Source organism: Cyanobium sp. Copco_Reservoir_LC18, assembly GCF_009834675.1.
GTDB classification, from domain to species: Bacteria; Cyanobacteriota; Cyanobacteriia; order PCC-6307; family Cyanobiaceae; genus Cyanobium; species Cyanobium minutissimum.
Genome location: NZ_ASAC01000022.1, coordinates 64555 through 87165, shown reverse-complemented (window position 1 = coordinate 87165; position 22611 = coordinate 64555). Strand labels below are relative to the sequence as shown.

Here is a 22611-nt window from a genome sequence, read left to right as displayed (position 1 = left end):
CGGTGGGCAGCCATGGTCCTTTCGCTGAGCCCGGATCTGGAGGCCCTGCTGCGGCTGGGGATGGCGGTGCTCTGCGGTCTGGCGGTGGGCCTCAACCGGGCGCACCACGGCAGCCGTGCCCACCCGAACCGCCTGCGGGTTCATGTGCTGGTGGGCATGAGCGCCTGCCTGATGGTCCTGGCGGCCGGCCCCGATGCCCAGGCCCGCAGCCGCGTGATTCAGGGGGTGGCGGCCGGCATCGGCTTCCTGGGCGCCGGGGAGATCCTGGTGCCTCCGGTGCGTCCCAAGCACGGCATCCCGGAGGTGCGCGGCCTGAGCAGTGCCGCCTCGATCTGGTTCACGGCGGCCCTGGGCGTCACCGTGGCCGTCTCCAGCCCGGTGCCGGTCCTGATGGCCCTCGGCCTGGCGCTGATCACCCTCTCCGACCGGGACGGGCACCCGCCCGACGGCGGCGAGGCGACCGCCCCACCGGCCGGGGAGGTCAGAAAAGGAAACGGTGGCGGCCGTTCGTAGCGTTGGCCTGGCCCTCGTTGTCGGCCTCCAGTGGGTCCTCCGGAGTTGGCCAGACCGCGTCCCAGTAGCTGATGCCGTCCTTGTAGAACGGGCGGCCGTCCAGCCTCTGGGTGTCGAGCTGGGTGCTGCCCATGGCCGTGATCAATCCCCCCAGCTCCATGGGTCCGAGGTCGGTCTTGATGTCCTTGCGGGCGGCCATCATCAGGGCCGGCAGCCGCACCAGGTACTCGGGGCGGGTGAGTTTGCGGAACAGGGACTTCAGGGCCAGCTGCTGGCGATCCATGCGCCCGAGGTCACCGGTCTCGTCGTGGCGGAAGCGCAGGAAACCCTCCAGATCCTTGCCGCGCAGGGTCTGCATCCCGGGCTGCAGATCGATCGACAGCCCCTGGCTGCGGTCGACGTAGACCATGCGCTTGGGCACGTTCACCTCGATGCCCCCGAGGACATCCGCCATCTGGCGGATCGAGGAGAGGTTGACGACCAGGTGGTGCTGGATGGGGCGGCCGAGGCGCTGGGAGATCTCCCGCTTCACCGCCCCGATACCGCCGAGGTTGTAGAGGGCATTGATCTTGACCGGCCCGAAACTCTCGGCCTCGATGTACGTGTCGCGGGGGATCTGGGTGATGCTCGTCTGCTTGCCATTGATGCGCAGGGTGGCGATCACATCGGTGTTGCCACCGCCCACGTCGGTGCCCAGAATCAGGATGTCCTGACGGTCCATGCCGCCGCTCCAGGCGGCGAAGGGATTGGTCAGGGCCGGATTTCCTCCGGCGGTCGCCCGGGCCGAGATCAGCTGGGCCAGGGGCCCGGCCAGCAGCAGGCCCGCCCCCAGGCCGCAGACCACCGCCAGCAGCACGGGGGTGCGACGGCGGGATGGCCTGGGCTGGGCCCTCTGGGTTGGCTGGGCCCCTCTGCTGGGCTGGGACATCTTCATTCAATCCAAGCTAAACCCAGCGGGCTCAGCGAAGGGCCTCCTCGGGCCTCAGGCCCGTCTGCACCCGCCAGAGCGCCGCGTAGGCCCCGTTTCCGGCCAGCAGTTCGTCGTGGCCGCCGCTCTCGACGAAGCGCCCCTGATCCATGACCACGATCCGGTCGGCGTGGCGCACCGTGCTGAGCCGGTGGGCGATCACCAGGGTGGTGCGGGAGGCCGTGATGCGATCGAGGGAGCGCTGGATGGCCGCTTCCGTTTCGTTGTCGACGGCGGCGGTGGCCTCGTCCAGCACCAGCACCGGCGGATCCTTGAGGATGGCCCGGGCCAGGGCGATGCGCTGGCGCTGGCCTCCGGACAGGCGCAGGCCGCGCTCCCCCACCAGGGTGTCGTACCCCTGGGGCAGCGCTTCGATGAACCCCGCCGCCTCGGCCAGGCCGGCCGCCCGTTCGATGGCCGCGCGGGTGGCGGCGAAGCTGCCGTAGGCGATGTTCTCGGCCACGGTGCCGTGGAAGAGGAACACTTCCTGGCTCACCAGGCCGATGGCCCGGCGCAGGTCCTGCAGGGACAGCGTCTCGATCGCCACCCCATCCAGCAGGATCCGCCCCGCCTGAATCGGGTACAGCCGCAGCAGCAGCTTGACGATCGTGCTCTTGCCGGAGCCCGTGGCCCCCACGATTCCGATCGTGGCGCCGGCGGGAATCTCCAGGTCGAAGGACGCGAGAAGCCGCTCCCGTCCGGCGTAGGCGAAGTCGACCCGCTCGAAGCGGATCTGGCCGCGGACGTCGGCGATGGGGAGCGGCCGGCTGCCGCTGGGGATGGCGACGGGGGTGTCCAGCAGGTCCATCACCCGGTGGGTGGAGGCCATGGCGCGCTGGTAGTCGTCGAGGGTGCGCCCCAGGGTGGTGAGGGGCCACAGCAACCGCTGGGTGATGAAGACCAGGAACGAGTAGGTGCCGATGGCGATGGCGCCGCTCCAGGCCTGCAGTCCACCGATCACGAGGATGGCGATGAAGGCAAAGAGGATCGCGAACCGGATCAGGGGTATGAAGGCGGCCGAGAGGCGGATGGCCCGGCCGTTGCTGGCCCGGTAGGCCTGGCTCTGGGCGATCAGCCGCTGCTTCTCCCAGTCCTCCGCCGCGTAGCTCTTGATGGTGAGCATGCCGCCGAGGTTGTTGCTCAGCAGGCTGGCCAGGTCGCCGGCCCGCTCGCGCACCTCCCGGTAGCGGGGGGCCAGGCGCCGCTGGAAGCGGAGGGAACCCCAGAGGATCACCGGAATCGGCAGGAAGGAGACCCCGGCCACCGTGGGGGAGAGGACCACCATGGCTCCGCCCACCGCCAGCACGGTGGTGATCAGCTGCAGGATCTCGTTGGCGCCCTGGTCGAGGAAGCGCTCCAGCTGGTTGATGTCGTCGTTGAGGACCGTGAGCAGACGCCCGCTGCTGCCGGCCTCGAAGAAACCCATCTCCAGGTGCTGGAGGTGGTCGTAGGCCTCGATGCGCAGCTCATGCTGCACCGTCTGGGCCAGACGTCGCCAAAGGAGGGCGTAGAGGTACTCGAACAGGGACTCGGCGCTCCAGATCAGGAACGAGAGCACCGCCAGCACCCCCAGCTGGCCCGGCACCGTGGTGAAGCCGAGGCCGGCCAGCCAGGAGGTGCGCTGCTGGACCACCACGTCGACCGCTAGGCCGATGAGGACGGGGGGGGCCAGGTCGAAGAGCTTGTTGAGGATCGAGCAGGCGGCCGCGAGGGCTGCCAGCCGGCGGTGGGGCCGCAGGCTGCGCAGCAAGCGGCGAAGCCCAGCCGCAGAGGGGACTGGCCCCGGGGGGCCATCAACGGCCCTGACCGCCGCCGGACTCACCAGCGATTGCCGCCGCCGCCGCCGCCGCCGCCGCCGCCGTAACCACCGCCGCCGCCGCCGCCGTAGCCGCCGCCACCGGAGCGACCACCGCCGCCACCGGGGCGACCGCCGCCGCCATAGCCGCCACCGCCGGCGCGGCCACCGCCGCCGCCGCCGCCACCCTCACGGGGTGTGGCCTTGTTGACACGGATCATGCGACCCATCCATTCGACGTCCTGGAGGTCGTCGATGGCCTTCTGCTCGGACGCGTCGTCGGCGAGCTCGATGAAGGCGAAGCCGCGCTTGCGGCCGGTCTCACGGTCGAGGGGCAGGCTGCACTGACGAACCTCGCCGTACTGGCCGAAGAGATCGAGAAGGTCCTCGCGTTCGGCCTGGAACGAGAGGTTGCCGACGTAGATGGTCATTCAAAGAAAAAGCTGGAACGGATTCCTCCGGTGTCGGGAATCCCAGGGAAAGCAGGCGGTCGTCATGGAGCACAGACCGGATCCAGGAATGGATCCGGCGCTGTTGGGCCTGAGCCGTCGATGCGTGCCGAAGGGAGCCAGAACGGCGTGGAATTCTCCGAAGCCTACAACCGTGCCCCGGAGCTCCATGGCGAATCTTGAAGCAGATGCGAAGGAAAACGAAAAAATCACCCCACCCCCGCCAGCGACGCTCCATTGTCAGCAAACCCTGATCCAGTTGATCCCATGAAAGCCGCCCCTGTCCCCTGGAGCCTCTCCTGGCGAGAGAACGGAGAGCTCGGTTCCCAGGATCTGTTCGACCTGTTGCAGGTCCTGGTGGCGAGCGAAAGTCACGAGGTGCAGATGGGCCTGATCGCCGCCGTCGAGCAGCTCTCCGTGAGCGAGCTCCAGGTGACGGCTTGCGAGGAGGTCACCCGCCTGTGCGCCTGAGGCCTCGCCTGGACACCTGAGCCAGCTTCAGATCGGGTAGCGCTTCGAAGTGGCGTCCCGGCAGCTGCTGCGGGCCGAGGCGATGCTGCTGCCGCTGGAGATGCGATCCGCCACACAGTTGCAGGCGTAGCTGGCCATCCCGTCCGGGGCTTTCTTCCCGGACTGGGCTAGCTCCGTCTCGAAGGCGGAGAGGCAGATGGAACGCACCACCTCGAGGATGGGGCCGGAGGCTGCCTCAGCCCGGGGCTCCAGCGACCCGAAGGCCGCCAGAGCGACCAGGCCGAGGATCAGACCGGCCTGGCCCGGCAGGAGCCGGGGGCGGAAGGAACGCAGGCGTGGCCGCTGCTGGGAAGGCATGGGGAACAGGGGTGAGGAGCGCCGTGGAGGGAATTCAGGAACCCAGCCGGGAGATCTGAAGTTCCTTGTTCATCACCCGCAGGCGACGCAGGTCGGCGAAGACGTCGTCGGGCATGCCCTTGGGCAGGTCGACGGTGCTGTGGGCGTCGAAGATGCGGATCTTGCCGATGGAACGCCCGGCCAGGCCGGATTCGTTGGCGATGGCCCCGACAATGTTGCCCGGCTTGACCCGATCCCGCCAGCCCACTTCGATGCGGAACCGTTCCATGTTGTCCTCGGGACCGTCTTCGCCCCGTTCCTGATGGCGGTCGCTGAAGGGGCGGCGTTCCCCCCCCCGGTCGCGCTCGCCCCGGTCACGGTCGCGCTCCCTGGTGGGGGCGCCGGCACGGCCCTGGCCCCAGCGCTCCTCGCCCTTCAGCAGCAGGGGCTTGCCCCCCAGTCCGAGCTCCAGGGCGGCCAGGGCCAGCTGTTCGGGGGTGCAGGCCTGCTCCTGGGCCACCCGCTGCAGGATCTCGCCCAGCAGCGCCCGCTCCTCGGGATTGCAGGCGGGCTGCTGCAGGGCGGTGGTGAGCTTCTGCCGCAGGCGGTCGAGGCGGTGCTGGTTGATGCTGGCGTTGCCCGGCACCTCCATCGGTTCGATGGGCTGGTTCACCGCCCGCTCCAGGCCCCCCAGGAAGCGCCGCTCCCGGGGGGTGAGGAACAGGATCGCCTCACCGCTGCGACCGGCGCGGCCTGTGCGGCCGATGCGGTGCACGTAGGCCTCCCCGTCGAAGGGGATGTCGTAGTTGATGACCAGACCGATGCGGTCGACGTCGAGGCCCCGGGCGGCCACGTCCGTGGCCACCAGCACATTGACCCGGCCGTCACGCAGCCGCTCGATCGTGCGTTCCCGCTGGGTCTGGGGGACGTCGCCGTTGAGAACCGCCACGTCGTAGCCGTGCTGCTCGAGTGACTCGGCCACGGTGAGGGTGATGGCCTTGGTGCGGGCGAAGATGATCACCCCTTCACTGCCCTCGGCCTCCAGCACCCGCTCGAGGGCCTCGAGCTTCTGGGGGCCGTTGACCACCAGGTGCCGCTGGCGGATGCGGCGGCCGTCGGCGGCCTTCTGGCGGATGGTGACTTCCGCCGGATTCTTCAGATGGTTCTGGGAGATCCGCCGGATCTCCGGAGGCATGGTGGCGGAGAACAGCACCACCTGCCGCTCGGCGGGGAGCTGCTCGAGCACCCACTTGACATCGTCGATGAAGCCCATGCGCAGCATCTCATCGGCCTCGTCCAGCACCAGGCTGCGCAGGCCGGAGAGGTCGAGGGTGCCCTGGCGCATGTGGTCCATCACCCGGCCAGGGGTGCCCACGACGATCTGCACGCCCCGGCGCAGCTGCTGGATCTGGTCGCGGAAGTCGGCGCCGCCATAGACGGGCAGCACCTTCACGCCCTTCATGCAGGCCGCATAGCTGTTGAAGGCCTCCGCCACCTGCATCGCCAGTTCGCGGGTGGGGGTGAGCACGAGCACCTGGGGGGTGCGCTGGCCGGGATCGAGGCGCTCCAGCAGGGGCAGGCCGAAGGCGGCCGTCTTGCCGGTGCCGGTCTGGGCCTGGCCCACGAGGTCGCGGCCGAGCATCAGCTCGGGAATGGCGGCCTTCTGGATCGGTGAGGGCTCCTCGAAGCCGATGGCCGCCAGGCCATCCAGCAGCTCCTGGCGCAGGCCGAAGGCGGCGAAGGCGCTGACGGGGGCTGATGTGGCGGAGGAGGCCGTCTCGGCGGCGGTTGTCTGGGGAGCGTCGTCGTCGGCCTGCCCAGTGATGGGCGCCGAAAGGTCGGGGGCCGAAGACGCCACGGCGTCGCAGGGCTGCACGACGGCCGCCTGGGAATCGACAACACCGGTCAGGGTGCTGCCGTCAATGATCTGGGTCACGGGATGCGGGAGCCTGGTGAATCCTTTTCAACGCAGGCCGGCAGCGGACCGTTGGAGATGGGTGCGATGCACCCGGGCTGCCTTGCCCTTGCTCAAAGGTTGAAATGAGACTTTACCACCCTGCCGTAATCGTCGTCGAATCGCTCGATGTCCTCCTCCCGCAGCACCGCTCCCAGCTGCACCTCGATGATCTCCAGGTCGGTGGCTCCGGCCGCCGCCCGGTGCAGGGCGCCACAGGGGACGAACAGGGTGGCGCCGGGCACGGCGGTGATGGCGCCGCCTTCGGTTTCCATCACCCCCTCGCCGGTCACCACCACCCAGTGCTCGCTGCGTTGGTGGTGGCGCTGCAGGCTGATGCGTTGATCCGCCCGGATTCGCAGACGCTTGACGAGGTAGCCGGGGCCTGTGGCGAGGGTCTCGAACCATCCCCAGGGCCGCTGGACCCGCTCAGCCATCGCGTCGCTCTCCAGGAATCGCAAGGGCGCGCGTGGGGTGGGAAAAAGACTGACCGGAACCACCTGGGGCCAGGGAATCCATGGGGTTGTCCCTTTGGACCTCGGGGCACCTGAAGGGAATGCTCCGGCTGGGCCGGTTCACGCCTTCGTGACGATGCAGGAGGGCATTCCTCAAGGGGGGACTCGAGGAATCAAGGGGCTCCCGGAAAGGGAGAGATCCCAGCGGTGGAGACTATTGGAGCAGGGGCTCCGGTGAGTTCGGCCCGGGGATACCGCGCCGATGGAGGAAGTATGGAGCGGGGCCCAGAGCTCCCCCCGGGCGGTTCACTTTTCGTAGACACATTGCCGGCTGTGGCGGTGAATGAAGAAGCCTTACGGACCCTCCCCGCCCGTGGGCCCCTCCTCCCGCTCGCTGATCAGCAGGGCCGCCTGCCGCGCCCGGGTCAGGGCGGTGTAGAGCAGCCGCCCGTCGCGGGCGCTGCCGCTGGGCAGCAACACGATCACCTCCTCGGCTTCGCTGCCCTGGGCCTTGTGGACCGTCAGGGCCAGGGCCGGTTCGGCGGCGCCGGCCAGCTGGCCGGGATGGATCCAGAGCGGCTCCCCCTCACCGTCCCCGAACAGCAGGCGGGCCGAGGGCCCGGGACCGCCCACGAGCACGCCCACATCGCCGTTGGCCAGGTCCAGTTCCGGCAGGTTGCGGCGGCAGAGGACGGGGGTGCCCGGGGGGAGATCCTGCAGGTCGTCGCCCCGCCGAGCCCCCAGCAGGGTGCGGTGGATCGCCTCCAGACCCCAGCGTCCCTGGCGCTGGGGGGCCATCACCAGCAGGCGGTCCCGCTCGGCCAGCAGTGCCTGGCATCCCCGGGGGGAGCCCGGCCGGCAGCGGCCGGCCAGCCGGGCCAGCTCGGCCTGGTGGCGGCGCAGCCGCTCCAGCAGCTCCGCCGGCAGGGTCCGGGGGGAGCAGGGGAGCCACCGGAGGTTGTCGGTGTCATCCAGGGCCTGGAGCAGCGGCCGGATGGGGGCGACCGGATCCGGCTCCTGCGGGCCGGGGGCGGCCCCCAGCCCCTGGCGCAGGGCGGCGGCCACGGCGGCGATGGCCCCGGCGTTGCGGTAGGTGGTGGTCAGGGTGATGGCGGCGCCCCCCAGCCGGCGGCGGTGTTCGGGCCGCTGCAGGTCCTGCAGCACGGCCCCGGGGGCGATCGGCGGCAGCTGGGCCGGGTCGCCCACCAGCACCAGCCGACAGGTGCCGGGCAGGGCGTCCAGCAGGGCGCCCATCAGGCCCAGATCCACCATCGACACCTCATCGACCACCAGCAGGTCGAGGTCGAGGGGCCGGCCCCGGTGGCGGCCGAAACGGTCGCCGCGGCTCTCCAGCAGCCGGTGCAGGGTGGTGCAGGGAAGGGTGCCCCCCGTGGCGGTCCGCAGCCGGCCCGCCGCCTTGCCGGTGGGCGCCGCCAGATGGACGCGGGCGTCGGGCTGGCTGGCCCGGTGGGCCGCGATCATCGCCGCCACCGTGCTGGTCTTGCCGGTGCCGGGTCCACCCTCCAGCAGCACCAGTCCGTGGCGGAGCACCGCCGCCACCGCTTGCCGCTGACGGCCATCGAGGCTCCGGGGGGCGCCGGGCTCCCCAGCCCCGGGCTCTGCAGCGATGGGACCCGCAGCAGCGGGATCCCCAGCACCGGGAGTCTCGCCGCCGCCGCCCGGCTCCAGGGCGCCGACCCGATCGACCAGGGCCTCGAGCACCGCCTGGCGTTGCCGCTGCCAGCGGCGCCACTGCAGTCGGTCGTTCTCCACGGCCAGGGGCCCGTCCGGATCGCCGCCGAGCGGGCTGGCGGCCAGGGCCCGGCGGTGCCCCTCCGGCCAGGCGGCCTCGCTCACCTCCGCCGGTCTCGGGCCCCTCAGATCCAGTTCCAGCTCCCCCCGGGCCAGGGCCGCGGTGAGGGCGGCGATCAGCTCGCCGACCAGGGGATCGGGGGGGGTGCCGTGCAGGCGCGGCAGGGCTTCCGCCAGGCCGAGGGCGAGGGCTCCCACCCAGGGCTGGCCGGCCGGAAGGGGCTCCCTCATGACGGCTCCTCCCTGGGGCCTTCGGTGCCACGGCCGCCCAGGGCCGCATCGAGGGCCAGGACCCGCCCCAGGGGCGGGCGCTCCACGAACATCCCCGGCACGGCTCCGCCCTGGGCCTGTGCCCCCGTTTCCCCGGGCGTGCCGCGCAGGAAGACGTAGGAGTACCCACCCAGATGGCGTCCGGGGGCATAGCCGGGCAGCCGCCAGGCCAGGTAGCGGTGCAGGGCCACCAGGTAGAGGTGGGCCTGCAGGGGGTAGTGGCTCTGGGCCATCAGGGCGCCCATCGCCTCCCGGCCGTAGTGACGGGGGCCGCAGGCCAGGGGCCTGCCCTCACCGTCCCGCCGGCCCAGCCAGTTGCTCTTCCAGTCGGCCACCCACCAGCGCTGCTCCCCGTTGGCCTCGGCCGCGGTGAAGACCAGGTCGATCGAGCCGGTGAGGAAGCCCCGGCTGGCCACCGGCAGGCTCGCCACGCTGGCGGCGTAGGCGGCACCGAAGGCGCCGCCGGGGTGCTCCGCGAAGGCCGCCGCCAGCTCCGCCGCCCTGGCGAAGCCGAGGGTGAGATCGAAGCTGAGCTCGTTGAGCCGGCGCTCCGGCCCCAGATCGGCCACCCGCAGGGACCCCAGCCCACCGCCGAAGGGGGTGAGCCGCATCTGCTCCAGTCCCCGCAGCAGGGGCTCGAGGGCTTCCCCCTCCAGCCCGGCCCGGCGCAGCTCCCTTTCCACCAGCTCCCGGCTGGCCGGGGTGTCGGTGGGAACCCGGTAGTCAAGATGCTCCAGCATCCGGTGCAGACAGTCGCCGGCCCCCGCCCCGCGGGCGAAGCCGGCCAGGGGACCCTGCTCCGGCCACGGGGCCGCGTCGCCGCCCTCCGGGGCCTCGCCGTCGGGGCTGGGATCGCTGGTGTCGCGGCCCTGCTCCAGGGCCGCCTCCGAGACGCCGGCGCCGTGGGCGGCGCGGGTCCAGGCGGTGTAGCTGCTGCGGCCCCAGCTGGTGTCCAGGGTGCGCAGGGGCACCGGCCCGCAGCGCAGGGCCTCGACCGCCGCCGGTGCCGGCGCCAGCGTCCGCGGGGCGCCTGGCTCCGCGGCGACCTGGCGCAGCTCGATCCCGAGGGCCCGACCCTCGATCGCCGCCCGCAGCCGCCCGTGCCAGTCTCCGTCACTGCGCCCGGCGATGGGGGCCTCGTCCTCGGGATCGGGCAGGGGCTCGTCCGGGAAGAGCCAGGGGAACAGGGGGTTGGCCTGCTGGCCCTTCGCCGGCCCCCAGGCGAGCAGCAGCAGGTGCTGGGCCCGGGTGACGGCCACATAGGCCAGCCGCTCCCGTTCGGCCCGCTCCGCGTCCCGGTGCTGGCGGAGCGCCTGCCATCCCCGTCCCCAGGTGGGACGGAGATGGAGGTCGAGGTGGGCGCCGCCGCCAGGGGCCGGATGCCAGCGGAGACCCACCCGGTGGCCGCCGGCGCCGGTGGTGCCGGCCGCCTGCCATAGATAGGGACAGATCACCACCGGGAACTCCAGCCCCTTGCTCCGATGCACCGTGATCACCGTCACCGCCTCGTCGGCCCTGTCGCTGTGGGCCTGGTGGGATTCGGGGATGGTTCCGCCGGCGCGGGTCTGGTCGAGACGCAGGCGCCGCAGCCAGTCGGCGGCGGCCACCAGGTCCAGCTGTTCCACGTGCAGGCGCTCCTGGAGCAGTTCGGCCACCTGCTGCAGGTCGGCCAGCAGCCGGCCGCTGACGCTCAGCCGGGCCAGCCCTTCCCCGTCCACCAGCTGCGAGAGCACCCCCAGCGGACCCCGATGGGGCAGCTCCCGGGCCAGGGCCTGGAGCCGGCCAGCCAGCTCGCTCCACGCCGCCGGAGCGGCCTCGGCGATCTGCCGCGCCGACCAGCCGACCAGGGGGGAGGCGGCCAGCAGGCGCAGCCGGCCGGGGTCGGCCGGATCGGCCAGGGCATCGAGCAGCCGCTGCAGGGCGGTGGCGGCCGGGCTGGCGAACACATCGGCCTTGCTCACCAGCCGGCTGGCGATGTGCCGGCGCTCAAGGGCGCTGCGCAGGTCCTCCGCCTGGCGATGGCTGTGGACCAGCAGGGCGATGTCGCGGGCGCGCAGGGGCAGGGACGGCCGCCCGTCGCCCCCCGCCAGGACGGGGGCCTCCTCCAGCAGCTCCAGGACGGCGTCAGCCACGAGAGCGGGCAGCCGGGCCTCCAGGGCACTCCGGCTGGGCAGGGCATCGCCCGCCGCCCGCTCGCCCCCCAGCCAGAGCAGGCGCACCGGCGCCATGCCGTCGGGACCGCTTCGCCGCGAGCGGGCCAGCACCGGCGGCACCGGCAGGCCGGAGCGGGGCAGGCCCGCCGGTGCCATCAGGCCATTGAGGCTGCCGATCAGCGCCGGACTCGATCGCCGGTTCTCCTGCAGCGCCAGCACCCGCGCCGCGCTGCGACGGGCCAGCCGGTAGGTGTCCAGGTCGCCGCCGCGGAAGCGGTAGATGGCCTGCTTCGGATCCCCCACCATCACCAGCAGGTGGGCCTCGCCGGGGAAGGCCAGCCGCAGGATCCGCCACTGGACCGGGTCCGTGTCCTGAAACTCATCGATCAGGGCGGCCCGGTAGCGCTCACCCACGGCCCGCAGCAGGGGGGTGGGGGCCGTGGCCTCCGGGCCGGGGTCGAGTCCCTCCAGCAGCTGGGCGAAGCCGAGGCTGCCGCTGCGGGACCGCCTCCGGGCCAGCTCCGCCCGCCCCCAGTGGCAGCCATGCAGCAGCACCATCTCCGCCGGACCCTCGCGCACGGAGGCCACCGCCTCCAGAAGCCCATGGCCGGGCAGCCGGATCTCCCGCTCCGCCCCTTCCGCCTTGCGGGCCGCCTTGCAGAAGGGATCGGGGTGGAAGTACGACCCCAGTTCCTTCTGGGCCCTCAGGGCGGCGTAGCTGCCGCCTTCGGGCTGCTGGGCCAGCCAGGCGTCGACCAGCTCGCTGCGATCGCTTCTGGGCCTGACGGCATAGGGCGTGGTGGCGCTGGCTCCAGCGGCCCGCCACTGGGCGGCGGCGGCGCGGAAGGCCTGCTCCAGGTCCCGACCCCCGGCCGACCAGGCCCGTCGGAACCGCGCCCAGGGGGCCTCCCAGAGGACCTCCAGCTGCTCGGCCAGCGGGCGCTCCAGACCCAGACCCGCCGGCAGGGGATCGAGGGCCAGGCCGGGGTCGCCATCGAGCAGCAGCAGCAGCCGCTCCAGGTCCCCCAGGTCGATGGCCTCCGCCAGCCCCTCCACCAGGTGCAGGGGCAGGGCCAGCACCTGCTGCTGCCAGTAGTCGTGGGCGACCTGGCGCACCAGGTCGGCGGCGTCGGCCTCCAGCGTCAGTTCGGGGGGGCGGGCGGCCTCCATGGCGTGGCGCCGCAGGGTGCGCTGGCAGAAGCCGTGGATGGTGGTGATGTCGGCGGCGTCGAGTTCCTCGAGGGCCAGCAGCAGCAGCCCCTGCACCGTGGCGCGGGCGGCGGGCTCGGCCGGCTGGCACGCCAGCCATTCCACCAGCACCGGATCGGGTGCCGCCCAGCCCGCGGGGGCCTGGAGGCCGGTGAGGGCCTCCTGGAGCCGGCGGCCGATGCGATCGCGCAGCTCCGCCGCTGCGGCGTTGGTGTACGTCACCACCAGCAGTTCGCGCAGGCCCATGCGCTTCTCCACCAGGAGCCGCAGCACCAGATGGGCCAGGGCGAAGGTCTTGCCGGTGCCGGCGCTGGCCTCCAGCAGCACGATGCCGTCATCGAGGGCGACGCCGTTGGCGTCGAAGCCCTCGGGCCCGCAGGGGCCGTCGCCGGAGACGGTCATCGCTCCACCTCCGCCGCCAGCAGGGGGGAGAAGAGGTCACTGGCCAGGGCCAGGAGCTCCGGCGTCAGCAGATCGTCCGCCGCCAGGCCGGCGCCGAAACAGGCCTCCATCTCGGCCCGATCCCGCTCACCGGCGTGGAAGCCGGAGCCTTCCCAGGTGCCGGAGGCCCGGGCCCGTCCCTGGCCGGGTTTCTTGCGCTCGCCCTCCACGTGGCTCCAGCCCGTTTCCGGCGGCACCGGCCAACCCCGGGAGCGCCACTGCCGCTGCAGGTCCGCCAGGCGGTTCAGCTCCTCCCGTGCCGCCTCGGGGGCCGGCGCCGTGAGCTCCAGCACCGGCAGGTAACCCTCGCCGTCCCGGGCGATCAGCACCCCCCGGCCCGGGGGGGGACCGGCGGCGCTGGCGAGCAGCAGCTGCAGCCAGAGCTCCAGCCGGTGGCTGACCCGGGCCTGGGCCGTGTGCACCAGCACGACGGCCTCGCCCCGCCAGGGGATCGCCGCCTGCCAGGCACCCCAGTGGTGGCTGCGGCGCCGGGGGGGGCCGATGGCCTCCAGGGCGGACACCAGGCCCGTCCAGCGGCGCTGCAGGAGCTCCGCCTCCATGGCGCCCGCCGCCCCGGGCGGCAGCAGGCCCTGGCCCCGGTGCCGGTCGAGCCAGTCGGCGGCCGACCGGGGGGCCTCCCCGCCGGGCTCCGCATCGCAGCGTTCCAGCGTCCCCCGCAGCAGGGAGGAGCGCTCCCTCTCCCCGAGGGCGAGGGCCTCGAGGTCGTCGACCCGCTTCTCCCACTCCCCGGGCCGCAGGCCCAGGGACCGCAGCCAGTGCTTCTGGGGGGCCACCAGCCAGTCCCGCAGGTCGGTGTAGGCGTCGCTCCCGCCGGCGGAAGGAATCTCCTGGGGGGTCGCCCCGGCCAGGAGCGCCGCGGGCGGCACCGGCCGATCGCCGGCCAGGCGGCGCACCGCCTCCAGCAGCCGCCGGTCACAGCTGGGCGCCTCCCGCCCGCCTGCGGGCAGGAAGTTGCGCCGGTCGAGGGGGTTGGCGGCGTGCTCCACCACCAGCCGCCCCAGGGCTTCCGGATCCAGCTGGCCGGCCAGCCACTGCAGCCACTGGCGCACCGGCCCGGACGGGGGCAGGTCGGCGCCGGTCCGGTCGTCGCGGCAGCTCCAGCTGAGCAGCAGGTGGTCCCGGGCGGAGAGCAGGGCCTCCATCAGCACGTAGCGGTCCTGGTCGGCGGGGTGGGGATCGCCGAGCTGCCGCTGCCCCTCCATCAGATGGAAGGCGGGGCGGTCGCCCTGCCGGGGAAACGGCCCCGCGTCCAGCCCCATGAGCACGATCACCCGGTAGGGGATCGCCCGCATCGGTTCCAGGGCACTGATCGTCAGGGCGCCGCTGCGGTGGCCGAAGCGGCCGCTCTCGGCCCCGAGCAGCTCCTGCAGCGCGGCGGCCACCACCGGGGCCTCCAGCGACAGGGCGCAGGCCCCGGCGGCCGTCTGCCAGGCGTCGATGGCCCCCATCAGTTCGGTCCGCTCACCGGCGATGTCGCCCGCGTCCCCGAAGAGGTCATCGGTCAGCCGCCGCAGCCGCTCCGCCCAGACGCTCGCCGTGCCGCCCCGGCGCAGCTCCCCCAGCCAGTGGCGCAGCCGCCCCAGCAGGTGCAGCCAGCGGCCGGTCAGCTCCAGGGGCACCCCCGCCTCCCAGGGGGCGGTCTCCCCGGGCGCCAGGCCCGCCTCGGCGGGCAGCACCAGGCCCAGCAACAGCCGATCGATCGTCCAGGCCAGGCTGTGGCAGGGCGGGTCCTTCTCCTCGCCGTCCAGGCCCCAGCGGAAGCCCGCCTCCTGCAGGGCCTCCACCAGGCGGGCCGCCTCGCCCGGCTCGAGGCCGAACCGCTCCAGCAGGGGTCGGCAGCCCAGCAGGGTCTCCAGGCCGGTGGCGGTCAGCCGGGTGCCGGCCAGCTCCAGCAGCAGCAGCACCGTGCTGCCCAGCCCCGCCCCGTCCTGCTGGCTGCGGTCGGTGAGGCGCCAGGGGAGTTCCACCTCCGTGGCATGGGCATCGCCGAACACCGAGGCCACCAGGGGGGCGAAGCCGTCGATGTCGGGTGTCATCACCAGGATGTCCCGCGGTTCGAGGCTGGGGTCGGCCGCCAGGAGCTGCAGGAGCCGGTCGCGCACGATCTGCACCTGGCGCAGCCGGCCGGGACAGGCGTGGAACTCCAGGGAGTGGTCCTCCGGATCCAGGGCCAGCGCCGGCATCCGCTCGGCATCGGCCAGTTGGTCCTGCAGCTGGGCCAGCAGGGGGGGGCGGGAGGTGCCGGCGGCGGGCGAGAAGAAGAGGTCGCGCTCCTGCTCCTCCCCCAGCTGGGCCTCGCCGGTGCCCTCCAGCAGCTGCTGGAACTCTCCCCCCAGGCGGCCGAAGCGGGCCTCCAGGCCCGGGGCCTGCAGCAGCCAGGCGGCGTCGAGGGGCTGGCTCAGGGCCAGGGCGTCGCTGAGCTCCCGGCGGCGCTCGCCGCAGCGCCGCCAGAGATCGCGGCAGGGCGTCAGCAGGTAGAGGTCCACCGGCCGGTGCCGGCTGAGGGCCTGCAGGAGCTGCACCTGGATCGGCGCCATGCTGCTCAGGCCGAAGAGGCGCAGGGTGCCGCCGCTAGCCGCTGCCGGGGGAGGGCTGCCGCGCCGCAGCCGGTCGATCAGCCCCTGCACCCGGCGCCCGAACGGTTCGGCGCCCAGCTCCGCCCGCAGGGCGCGATACAGCAGGGGTTGCCAGCACTGGCTGTCGGGCAGGGGCCGGCCGCGGCCATCGATCGCCTGCCCGTTCTCCCAGGCCCGCAGCAGCTCGGGCCGGTAGAGGGCGTAATCGTCGAAGGCATCGGCGATGGCCCGCCCCAGCTGCCAGAGGCCCAGTTCCAGCCGCGGTCCCGCCCCCCTGTCCGCGAGCCAGAGGCGCAGCGGCTCCCCCTCCGGCGCGGTGGCGACCGCCGGCAGCAAGTCGAGCAGGGGCCAGACGAGCCGGTCGGCACGCCAGGGATCGGCGACCCCCGCCTCAGGGACCTCGCCGACCGGGGCCAGCAGCTGGTCGACCAGCTGGCGCAGGTGGCTGCCGGGGAAGGGAAAGCGCAGGTTGGCGGCGATGCCGCCGAGGTGCTCGGCCAGCTGCTCGCCGAGCCAGCGGCTGGTGGGCCAGGTGTTGACCACCACCTGGACCTGCTCGAACGGGTCCGGAGGGGTGAGGCGGAGCTGGGTGGCCAGCAGGCGGGCGAGCAACTCGGCCCGGTTGCTGCGAAAGACCGTCAGCAAAGGGGTGGGCTCAGAGGGCCCGGCTCATCGCCGGGCCGAAGGTGGGGGCCGCCACCGGGTTGCTCACCTGCCGCGTCTGCCCTGTTTCCGGGCAGTAGGCGGTGAGATCGCCGCCGTAGCAGGCGCCGGTGTCGAGCAGGACGATCGAGCCGACGCGCCGCAGGCCGGGGCCGGGGGTGTGGCCGACGATCACCTCGCCGAAGCGGTCGTCGTAGGCCTGCCAGAAGGCCAGCCTCACGTTGAGGTCGGGCTGCCAGGTGCGGGGATCGAAGCCGGCATGGGTGGCCACCCAGCCCTGACCCCAGTAGGCGAGGGGCAGCTGGTCGAGGCGGTCGCGCCAGAGGCGGCAGCGGGCCTCCCCCAGCTGGCGGTAGGTGTCGTTGCCGTTCAGGTCGGGCCGGCCGGGGGCCAGGCCCGTGTCGAGCTGACGCACCAGATCCCGCTCGTGGTTGCCCTTGAGCCACACCGCCCGCTGGCGACGCACCAGGTCCCAGACGAGGTCCATGGCCTCCTCGATGCGGGAGCCGCGGTTGATCACGTCGCCGCAGAACACGAGGCGATCGCCCGCCGGCAACTGGACGAGAAGGCGTTGCAGAGCTTCCGCACATCCATGCACATCACCGATGACCCAGTGGCGGGGTGGCTGGTGATGGGGTGGACGCCGGTCCGGGAACGTCATCAAGAGGGAAGCTTCGCCCCAAGTCTTGCCTCTGGAGTGGGCTTCTGTCACCCCCGCCGGCGCCGGCGGGGGTCCAGCGCTGATACGGTGCGCCCTCGGTGCACCCTGGAGGCAACGGGCGATGGACCTGAAGGATCTGCCGGTCACGCAGCGCGTCAACGCCTTGGTGAAGGCCCTCGACGGGGCGAAGCGCACCAACGAGGCCCTGGCCCGCTGCAGTGACGGTGAGCAGATGCTGGATGTGCTGCTCGATGCCTCGTCGCGGCTGGGGCTGGGTCTGACCCGCTGGGAACTGCAGAACACCCCACCGATCCGGGACTGGATCTGGTGGAAGAACAAGGAAGCCCCCCTCACCATCGGTGACAGCAAGCCGCGCTACCAGCAGGACGGCGGCCAGGGCAGACCGCGCCCCGCCGGATCGGGCCAGGACGAGGGTGCCGACGCGCCCCGGCGGCGGTTCCTGGGCCTGTTCTGAGCGGGGCCCGACCGGCAGGCGCCCCGTCCAGCCCCTCTCTCCGGGTCAGTTGAGGGTGGCCAGGGGGTCGGGGATCGTGGCGCTGGGGGCCTCGAAGCTGCCCACGGCCACGAACTCCAGGCGCAGCTTCATGAAGGTGATGAACTTCTCGTCGGTGGACACCACCGCCGCCGCCGGCCGGGGAACGGCGGCCACGCTGGCGGCCAGCTCGGGGGCCTCCAGGAAGGCGGGACGCTCCAGGAGCCAGAAGTCGATGGCCTTGTCCTTTTCGGCGTAGTTGCGCCGGCGCTCGCGCAGCACCTCCTCCAGGGGTTCCTCCTCGAGCAGGAAGGCGCGGCTGGCGGCGACGAAGTGGTAGCGGGTCATGGCGGGAGGGGCCTCAGGGCTGGCGGTCGCCGAACAGCGGGTCGCGGCGGGGATTCTGCACCAGCGCCCGCATCTGGCGCACCGCCTCCTGGAGGCCCACCACCAGGGCGCGGGCCACGATCGTGTGGCCGATGTTCAGTTCCTCCATCCCCTCGATCGCGGCGATCGGCTCGACGTTGTGATAAGTGAGGCCATGGCCGGCGTTGACCCGCAGGCCGAGGCCCCGGGCGATGGCGGTGGCTTCGGTGATCCGGGCCAGCTGGAACGGCTGCTCCCCCCAGGCGGCTTCGGCATAGGCGCCGGTGTGCAGTTCCACCCAGCGGGCGCCGCAGTGGCGGCAGGCCTCCAGCTGGGCGTCGTCGGGGTCGACGAACAGGCTGACGCCGATGCCCGCCTCCATCAGGCGCCCCGTCAGGGGCGCGAGGCTGTCCACCTGGCCGGCCACGTCCAGGCCCCCTTCCGTGGTCACCTCCTCGCGGCGTTCCGGCACCAGGGTCACCATGTCGGGCCGGACCCGCAGGGCGATCGCCTCCATCTCCGCGGTGGCCGCCATCTCCAGGTTCAGCCGGGTGCGGACGGTGGCCCGCAGCAGCTCCACGTCCCGGTCCTGGATGTGGCGCCGATCCTCCCGCAGGTGCACGGTGATGCCGTCCGCGCCGCCCAGCTCGGCCAGCAGGGCGCAGCGCACCGGGTCGGGCTCCACGGTGCGGCGGGCCTGCCGCACGTTGGCGATGTGGTCGATGTTGACCCCGAGGCTGGCCATGGGCGGCGGGTGGCTGAAGCGATCCTGATCGCACCGTATCGGTCGCCGGGGGTGCGGCCGCAGGCCCAACTGCCCGCCGCGGGCCGGCAAGGGGGGATCCAGCCCCTAGCTTCGACATCGACGTTCTGCCGGATCGAGAGTGTTGGCGGCGCAGACGCCCTCCGGACCAGGCCTCTCTCCGCTGGTCAGCCAGCGGGAGCGCTCCCTCTGCAACGGCATCAGCCCCTGGCTGTCCCCCGTGGCGATGGTGGTCACCATCGACCTGGCGCTGCGGGGCTATTTCGGCGAGCTGACGGTGCTCGATCGCGAGCACCTGCCCCGCGACGGTGCGGTGCTGCTGGCCCCCACCCATCGGGCCCGCTGGGACGCCCTCATGCTGCCCTGGGCCGCGGGCCGACGGGTCACGGGCCGGGACTGCCGCTTCATGGTCACGGCCGATGAGATGAAGGGGCTGCAGGGATGGTTCCTGCACCGCCTCGGCTGCTTCCCGGTGAACCAGGGGCGTCCCACCCTGGCCAGCCTGCGGTTCTCGGTGGAGCTGCTGGCCTGCGGGCAGCAGCTGGTGGTGTTCCCCGAGGGCCGCATCCGGCGCGAGGACGGTCCGATCCGTCTGCACCAGGGGCTGGCCCGCCTGGCCCTCCTGGCCGCCAGCCAGGGCGTGGACGTGCCGGTGGTCCCGGTGGGTCTCGCCTACGGCCACGCCGATCCCCGCCCCGGTGACCAGGCCGCCGTCTGTTTCGGCCGCCCCCTGCGGGCGGCGGGCCAGGGACGCCAGGCGGCCCTGGACTTCAGCGCCGAGCTCGCCGCCGCCATGGAGTCGGCCGAGCAAGCGGCCCGCCTCGTGGTGGGTCGCCCGATCGGCTCCCCGTAAAGTTCGGCCGTTACCCGTCAGGCGTCGACGTGATCAGGCCTTCCGCCGTTTCTGCCCTCCGATCCGCCCGGCCATCGGGCCTCGCCGGGGTCTGCGGCAGCTGCCTGGCCCTGCTGGCCCTGGCCCAGCCATTGCTGCCGCCGCCCGCCCGGGCCCAGGCCGCCCCCCAGACGGTCCAGCCCGCCGGCACCGATCTCAACCTCTCCGCGGTCAAGACCCTCCTGTCGAGGGGCGATGCGGCGGTGGCCAGCGGCAACCTGGCCGAGGGCCGCCGCCTCTACGACCTGGCCCGCGATGCCAGCCGCCGCCTGCTCGGCTTCTACCGCGACCTGAGCGGCTCCTTCCGGGGTCTCGACGCCCGCATCCCCCGGGAGATGGATGACAAGGGCCGGGAGGCCCTGACGCTGCTGGCCGAGTCCAACCTGCGGCTGGCGGCCCTGTTCCGCCGCCAGAACCAGCCCGAGGTGGCCATCCCCCTGCTGGTGGAGGTGGTGAAGATCATGACCCCCACCAACGAGGCTGGCCGCAAGGCCTACCAGCAGCTGGTGGAGCTGGGCTTCGTGATCACCCCGTACAACGCCCCGGGATCGGCCGCCGGTGGCTGATCGTCCTTAGATTCCAGCCTTCCGTCATCTCCCCGACCCCCGCCGCCATGGTCCAACCGGAGCAGGTCAAGGACGCGATCCTGCGCGCGCTCCCCGATGCCGCCGTTGAGGTGGAGGATCTCACCGGGGGCGGCGACCACCTGCAGGTGAAGGTGGTGTCCGGTGCCTTCGCCGGCCTCAACCGGGTGCGCCAGCACCAGCTCGTCTACGGCGCCCTGCGCAGCGAGCTGGCCAGCGAGGCGATCCATGCCCTGGCCCTGCAGACTTCCCTTCCTTCCTGACGTTCCCCTTCGCGATTCCGACCATGGATGCCAGCACCCGTCAACGCATCGACGCCCTGATCAGCGCCAGCCCGGTGATGGTCTTCATGAAGGGCAACAAATTGATGCCTCAGTGCGGATTCTCTAACAACGTCGTCCAGATCCTGCAGTCGCTGGGTGTGCCTTTCGAGACCTTCGACGTCCTTTCCGACATGGAGATCCGCCAGGGGATCAAGGAGTTCTCCGACTGGCCCACCATTCCCCAGGTGTATGTGAAAGGGGAGTTCCTCGGCGGCTCCGACATCCTCATTGAGATGTACAACAGCGGCGAGCTGCGCGAGAAGCTGGAAGTGGCGCTGGCCTCCTAGCGGCTCCGCTCCATCAGCAGGCGGGGCTGGCCGTCGGGCCCCAGAAAGCTGGAGGGGTCCTGGATCCAGCGGTCGATCAGTTCCTCCAGCCGGCGCTGGGAGTGGTGATCCAGCACGGCCGTGCGACGCAGGGCATGGAGGTAGCCGTCCGCGTAAAGCCGCAGTTCGGAGGGTCCGTGGTGACGGTCGGACAGGGCCTGGCAGGCATCACACAGGGACTGGAAGTGGCGGATCGCGTCGGGGTGTTGGAGTGCTGTCATGGCTGGGGTCGGGCCCCTGGGGTCATGGTGGCGGCGAGAGCCGGCGGATGGCACCATCCTGCCGTGCCGGGACCGTCATCCGGGGGCGGACAGTTGACAAGGCATCGCCCGTCACCGGCGTCCCCGCACATTTCCAGTTAGCGTTGCCTCACTCAATCGGCTGTCGGCACTTCCGCTTCTGATTTCATCGTGATGCCGAGGAGATGCCCGTGGCCCAGGACAAGCTGACTGACCCAGGAGGAACACCTCGCCGCGTCCTCGTGGTCGACCCCCACGCGACCCTCCGCACGGTTCTTGCCCAGCGTCTGCGTCAGGACGGCCACCTGGCCGCCGCCGTCGCCACGGCCCGGGAAGCCCTGGAGATCTGCCAGGAGCAGTCTCCCGATCTGCTGGTCAGCGCGGAGCTGCTCGAGGAGACCTCGGCCCTGCGCCTCGCCGCCCAGCTGCACTGTCAGGTGATGGTGCTCACCGCCCGCTCCGGCTCGGAGCCCGTGGTGGCCCTGCTCGATGCGGGCGCCGACGACGTGCTGCGCAAGCCCTTCGGCCTCGAGGAGCTGGCGGCCCGTTGCCGCACCCTGCTGCGCCGCAGCGGCAGCGGCCTCCAGGAACGGGTCTGTGTGGGCCCCCTGGAAGTGCCCCTGCTGCTGCGTCAGGTCACCCTGCGGGACCAGCCGGTGGAGCTCAGCCCGCGGGAGTTCGCCCTGCTCTGCGCCCTGCTGATGCCGCCGGGGGTGGTCCGCAGCCGCCAGGAACTCCTGCGCATGGCCTGGCCCCCCTTCAGTGGCGGCCCCCGCTCGGTCGACACCCAGGTGCTGACCCTGCGCCGCAAGCTCGAACAGGCTGGACTGGGGGAAGGCGGCGCCATCGAAACGATGCGGCAGCAGGGCTACCGCTTCAGCCTCGACACCTTGCCGGAGCTGAGCGAAGAGGCCGCCGGTGCCGCTGGCTCCGGCCTGCTGGTGTCCTCCCCGAGCAGCGCCTCACGCCTCAACTAGGCCCCGCCCCGGCAGGACGGCAGGACCAGTTCAGGCCGGCCGCAGCATCAGGGCCGCAGCTTCCCCCGCCAGCAGCAGGCCGCAGAGCAGGGCCAGCAGACGGTAGGTCCAGGGAGGGCTGATCCGACCGATGCCCTCGGTGGCGATGCCGGTGGCGGCACTGAAGCGCTCCAGAAAGTCCTCGAAACGGGCCACCCGCTGGGGCAGCAGCCAGGCGGTGCCGCTGCGTTCCCCCTGGGAGCTGGCCGTGCGCACGTAGTACACCCGTCCGCCCTGGCTGGTGGTGACCGGGGTGAGGGCGGTGATGCGATCCCAGGGCAGCTGCCAGCCGCGGCGCAGCAGCCAGGAGCACCAGGGGGGATGGCCCACCCGCAGCTGGCGCTCGTCCAGCTCGACCCGCTCACTGGTGATGGCGACCACCAGCAGCAGGCCGGCGCTGGCGGCCAGCAGCAGGGGCAGGCGCAGGGATGGGGGCGCCAGCACCGGCAGGGGCAGGACGAGGGCCAGGTAGAGGGTGAGCAGGGTGAAGCGGATCAGCGGCGCCATCGGGTAGCGCTGGGCCGTCGGGGTGGGGCTCATCGGTCGTCGGGGGAACCGGGCAGGGGCTCGATCACCTGGGAGGGCTGGTAGCGGCCCCCGAACACCTCCGCCTCCCGCCCTTTCCAGAACTCACCCAGCCGCATCAGGTCGGCGTGGGCTTCCCCGAGCCGTTCGACGTACTCGTTGGGCTCCATGGTGTCCTTGGCCTCCTTGAGCTTGCTGAGCCGGAGCAGATGCCACACCCAGGGCTTGCCCATCTCTCCGCGGGCCTCCAGGTAGCGCGCCAGGTCGGAGGAGCTGGGAATCGGAGCCGCCATGGACGCGCAATAAATGTTTACAGAGCTTACGGCCGCCCCTGCTCC

The 22611-nt window shown here is 72.4% G+C and carries 23 protein-coding genes; 8 read left to right on the top strand and 15 right to left on the bottom strand.

The genetic code is table 11. The annotated features are described in order from the left end of the window. Positions 1–12: 12 nt before the first annotated feature. Complete coding sequence (locus L107_RS11645; protein ID WP_159818994.1) at positions 13–513, top strand: MgtC/SapB family protein; 501 nt, start codon at positions 13–15, stop codon at positions 511–513. Here the strand turns inward: L107_RS11645 and L107_RS11640 are convergent. The 3 genes from L107_RS11640 to L107_RS11630 form a co-directional block, all read right to left on the bottom strand. After that, positions 482–1369, bottom strand: coding sequence for an LCP family protein (locus tag L107_RS11640; RefSeq protein ID WP_236550648.1), 888 nt, complete (start codon positions 1367–1369; stop codon positions 482–484). The two genes, L107_RS11645 and L107_RS11640, sit on opposite strands and share 32 nt — an antisense overlap. Positions 1370–1472: 103 nt before the next feature. Then, positions 1473–3230 carry an ABC transporter ATP-binding protein gene (locus tag L107_RS11635; protein ID WP_201295875.1) on the bottom strand — a complete coding sequence of 586 codons (1758 nt, stop codon included), beginning with the start codon at positions 3228–3230 and terminating at the stop codon, positions 1473–1475. Between the two features lie 68 nt (positions 3231–3298). After that, positions 3299–3706, bottom strand: a complete 408-nt coding sequence (locus tag L107_RS11630; RefSeq protein WP_159818990.1) for an RNA-binding protein — start codon at positions 3704–3706, stop codon at positions 3299–3301. 285 nt (positions 3707–3991) lie between these two features. Here L107_RS11630 and L107_RS11625 point away from each other — a divergent pair, with 285 nt between their 5' ends. Then, positions 3992–4195: a hypothetical protein gene (locus tag L107_RS11625; RefSeq protein WP_159818988.1), complete on the top strand. Its 204-nt coding sequence runs from the start codon at positions 3992–3994 to the stop codon at positions 4193–4195. A 27-nt stretch (positions 4196–4222) separates the two neighbouring features. Here L107_RS11625 and L107_RS11620 read toward each other — a convergent pair whose 3' ends face one another. From L107_RS11620 to L107_RS11590, 7 genes are all read right to left on the bottom strand, one after another. Continuing rightward, complete coding sequence (locus L107_RS11620) at positions 4223–4552, bottom strand: hypothetical protein (RefSeq protein WP_159818986.1); 330 nt, start codon at positions 4550–4552, stop codon at positions 4223–4225. Between the two features lie 34 nt (positions 4553–4586). Beyond that, positions 4587–6467 carry a DEAD/DEAH box helicase gene (locus L107_RS11615; RefSeq protein WP_159818984.1) on the bottom strand — a complete coding sequence of 627 codons (1881 nt, stop codon included), beginning with the start codon at positions 6465–6467 and terminating at the stop codon, positions 4587–4589. 92 nt (positions 6468–6559) lie between these two features. Then, on the bottom strand, positions 6560–6922 hold the full coding sequence (locus tag L107_RS11610; RefSeq protein WP_159819356.1) for a phosphomannose isomerase type II C-terminal cupin domain: 363 nt from the start codon (positions 6920–6922) through the stop codon (positions 6560–6562). A gap of 372 nt (positions 6923–7294) precedes the next feature. Continuing rightward, the gene (locus tag L107_RS11605; RefSeq protein WP_159818982.1) at positions 7295–8983 is read right to left on the bottom strand and encodes an ATP-dependent RecD-like DNA helicase; all 1689 of its coding nucleotides are present in this window, start codon (positions 8981–8983) and stop codon (positions 7295–7297) included. Further along, entirely contained in the window at positions 8980–12786 is a 3807-nt protein-coding gene (locus L107_RS11600) for a UvrD-helicase domain-containing protein (protein ID WP_159818980.1), read from the bottom strand. The genes L107_RS11605 and L107_RS11600 overlap by 4 nt, the downstream gene beginning before the upstream one ends. Continuing rightward, positions 12783–16067: an exodeoxyribonuclease V subunit gamma gene (locus L107_RS11595; protein WP_159818978.1), complete on the bottom strand. Its 3285-nt coding sequence runs from the start codon at positions 16065–16067 to the stop codon at positions 12783–12785. Before L107_RS11595 ends, L107_RS11600 begins: the two co-directional genes overlap by 4 nt. Positions 16068–16077: 10 nt before the next feature. Next, entirely contained in the window at positions 16078–16746 is a 669-nt protein-coding gene (locus tag L107_RS11590; RefSeq protein WP_159818976.1) for a metallophosphoesterase, read from the bottom strand. A 121-nt stretch (positions 16747–16867) separates the two neighbouring features. Here L107_RS11590 and L107_RS11585 point away from each other — a divergent pair, with 121 nt between their 5' ends. Further along, a complete protein-coding gene (locus L107_RS11585; RefSeq protein WP_159818974.1) occupies positions 16868–17221 on the top strand; it encodes a hypothetical protein in 354 nt (117 codons plus the stop codon). Between the two features lie 45 nt (positions 17222–17266). Here L107_RS11585 and L107_RS11580 read toward each other — a convergent pair whose 3' ends face one another. Next, complete coding sequence (locus L107_RS11580; RefSeq protein ID WP_159818972.1) at positions 17267–17587, bottom strand: MgPME-cyclase complex family protein; 321 nt, start codon at positions 17585–17587, stop codon at positions 17267–17269. 13 nt (positions 17588–17600) lie between these two features. After that, positions 17601–18350, bottom strand: coding sequence for a pyridoxine 5'-phosphate synthase (locus L107_RS11575; protein WP_159818970.1), 750 nt, complete (start codon positions 18348–18350; stop codon positions 17601–17603). A 142-nt stretch (positions 18351–18492) separates the two neighbouring features. Between L107_RS11575 and L107_RS11570 the strand changes: the two genes are divergently transcribed. The 4 genes from L107_RS11570 to grxD are packed head-to-tail and all read left to right on the top strand — an operon-like array spanning position 18493 to position 20454. Continuing rightward, on the top strand, positions 18493–19221 hold the full coding sequence (locus L107_RS11570; RefSeq protein ID WP_219904444.1) for a 1-acyl-sn-glycerol-3-phosphate acyltransferase: 729 nt from the start codon (positions 18493–18495) through the stop codon (positions 19219–19221). Positions 19222–19250: 29 nt separating this feature from the next. Continuing rightward, entirely contained in the window at positions 19251–19826 is a 576-nt protein-coding gene (locus L107_RS11565; RefSeq protein WP_159818968.1) for a hypothetical protein, read from the top strand. 47 nt (positions 19827–19873) lie between these two features. After that, positions 19874–20107 carry a BolA family protein gene (locus L107_RS11560; RefSeq protein ID WP_015108536.1) on the top strand — a complete coding sequence of 78 codons (234 nt, stop codon included), beginning with the start codon at positions 19874–19876 and terminating at the stop codon, positions 20105–20107. Positions 20108–20130: 23 nt separating this feature from the next. Continuing rightward, positions 20131–20454, top strand: coding sequence for a Grx4 family monothiol glutaredoxin (gene grxD / locus L107_RS11555; protein ID WP_106222641.1), 324 nt, complete (start codon positions 20131–20133; stop codon positions 20452–20454). Here grxD and L107_RS11550 read toward each other — a convergent pair. After that, positions 20451–20714 (bottom strand): DUF6761 family protein, encoded by a 264-nt coding sequence (locus L107_RS11550; RefSeq protein WP_015108534.1) that lies wholly within the window; start codon positions 20712–20714, stop codon positions 20451–20453. The two genes, grxD and L107_RS11550, sit on opposite strands and share 4 nt — an antisense overlap. A 203-nt stretch (positions 20715–20917) precedes the next feature. Between L107_RS11550 and L107_RS11545 the strand changes: the two genes are divergently transcribed. After that, on the top strand, positions 20918–21709 hold the full coding sequence (locus tag L107_RS11545; protein WP_159818966.1) for a response regulator transcription factor: 792 nt from the start codon (positions 20918–20920) through the stop codon (positions 21707–21709). Between the two features lie 30 nt (positions 21710–21739). Here L107_RS11545 and L107_RS11540 read toward each other — a convergent pair whose 3' ends face one another. Both L107_RS11540 and L107_RS11535 read right to left on the bottom strand, forming a co-directional pair. Next, on the bottom strand, positions 21740–22288 hold the full coding sequence (locus tag L107_RS11540) for a hypothetical protein (protein WP_159818964.1): 549 nt from the start codon (positions 22286–22288) through the stop codon (positions 21740–21742). After that, entirely contained in the window at positions 22285–22566 is a 282-nt protein-coding gene (locus L107_RS11535) for a hypothetical protein (protein WP_159818962.1), read from the bottom strand. The genes L107_RS11540 and L107_RS11535 overlap by 4 nt, the downstream gene beginning before the upstream one ends. Between the last annotated feature and the right edge of the window lie 45 nt (positions 22567–22611).

What these genes read in the sequence shown, in the direction of transcription:
- L107_RS11625 (WP_159818988.1), top strand. Translation starts at nt 3,992, where the DNA reads ATGAAAGCCGCCCCTGTCCCCTGGAGCCTCTCCTGGCGAGAGAACGGA.
- L107_RS11550 (WP_015108534.1), bottom strand. Translation starts at nt 20,714, where the DNA reads ATGACAGCACTCCAACACCCCGACGCGATCCGCCACTTCCAGTCCCTG.
- L107_RS11540 (WP_159818964.1), bottom strand. Translation starts at nt 22,288, where the DNA reads ATGAGCCCCACCCCGACGGCCCAGCGCTACCCGATGGCGCCGCTGATC.
- L107_RS11535 (WP_159818962.1), bottom strand. Translation starts at nt 22,566, where the DNA reads ATGGCGGCTCCGATTCCCAGCTCCTCCGACCTGGCGCGCTACCTGGAG.
- L107_RS11600 (WP_159818980.1), bottom strand. Translation starts at nt 12,786, where the DNA reads ATGACCGTCTCCGGCGACGGCCCCTGCGGGCCCGAGGGCTTCGACGCC.
- grxD (WP_106222641.1), top strand. Translation starts at nt 20,131, where the DNA reads ATGGATGCCAGCACCCGTCAACGCATCGACGCCCTGATCAGCGCCAGC.
- L107_RS11610 (WP_159819356.1), bottom strand. Translation starts at nt 6,922, where the DNA reads ATGGCTGAGCGGGTCCAGCGGCCCTGGGGATGGTTCGAGACCCTCGCC.
- L107_RS11645 (WP_159818994.1), top strand. Translation starts at nt 13, where the DNA reads ATGGTCCTTTCGCTGAGCCCGGATCTGGAGGCCCTGCTGCGGCTGGGG.
- L107_RS11545 (WP_159818966.1), top strand. Translation starts at nt 20,918, where the DNA reads ATGCCCGTGGCCCAGGACAAGCTGACTGACCCAGGAGGAACACCTCGC.
- L107_RS11590 (WP_159818976.1), bottom strand. Translation starts at nt 16,746, where the DNA reads ATGACGTTCCCGGACCGGCGTCCACCCCATCACCAGCCACCCCGCCAC.
- L107_RS11560 (WP_015108536.1), top strand. Translation starts at nt 19,874, where the DNA reads ATGGTCCAACCGGAGCAGGTCAAGGACGCGATCCTGCGCGCGCTCCCC.
- L107_RS11580 (WP_159818972.1), bottom strand. Translation starts at nt 17,587, where the DNA reads ATGACCCGCTACCACTTCGTCGCCGCCAGCCGCGCCTTCCTGCTCGAG.
- L107_RS11630 (WP_159818990.1), bottom strand. Translation starts at nt 3,706, where the DNA reads ATGACCATCTACGTCGGCAACCTCTCGTTCCAGGCCGAACGCGAGGAC.
- L107_RS11620 (WP_159818986.1), bottom strand. Translation starts at nt 4,552, where the DNA reads ATGCCTTCCCAGCAGCGGCCACGCCTGCGTTCCTTCCGCCCCCGGCTC.
- L107_RS11585 (WP_159818974.1), top strand. Translation starts at nt 16,868, where the DNA reads ATGGACCTGAAGGATCTGCCGGTCACGCAGCGCGTCAACGCCTTGGTG.
- L107_RS11605 (WP_159818982.1), bottom strand. Translation starts at nt 8,983, where the DNA reads ATGAGGGAGCCCCTTCCGGCCGGCCAGCCCTGGGTGGGAGCCCTCGCC.
- L107_RS11575 (WP_159818970.1), bottom strand. Translation starts at nt 18,350, where the DNA reads ATGGCCAGCCTCGGGGTCAACATCGACCACATCGCCAACGTGCGGCAG.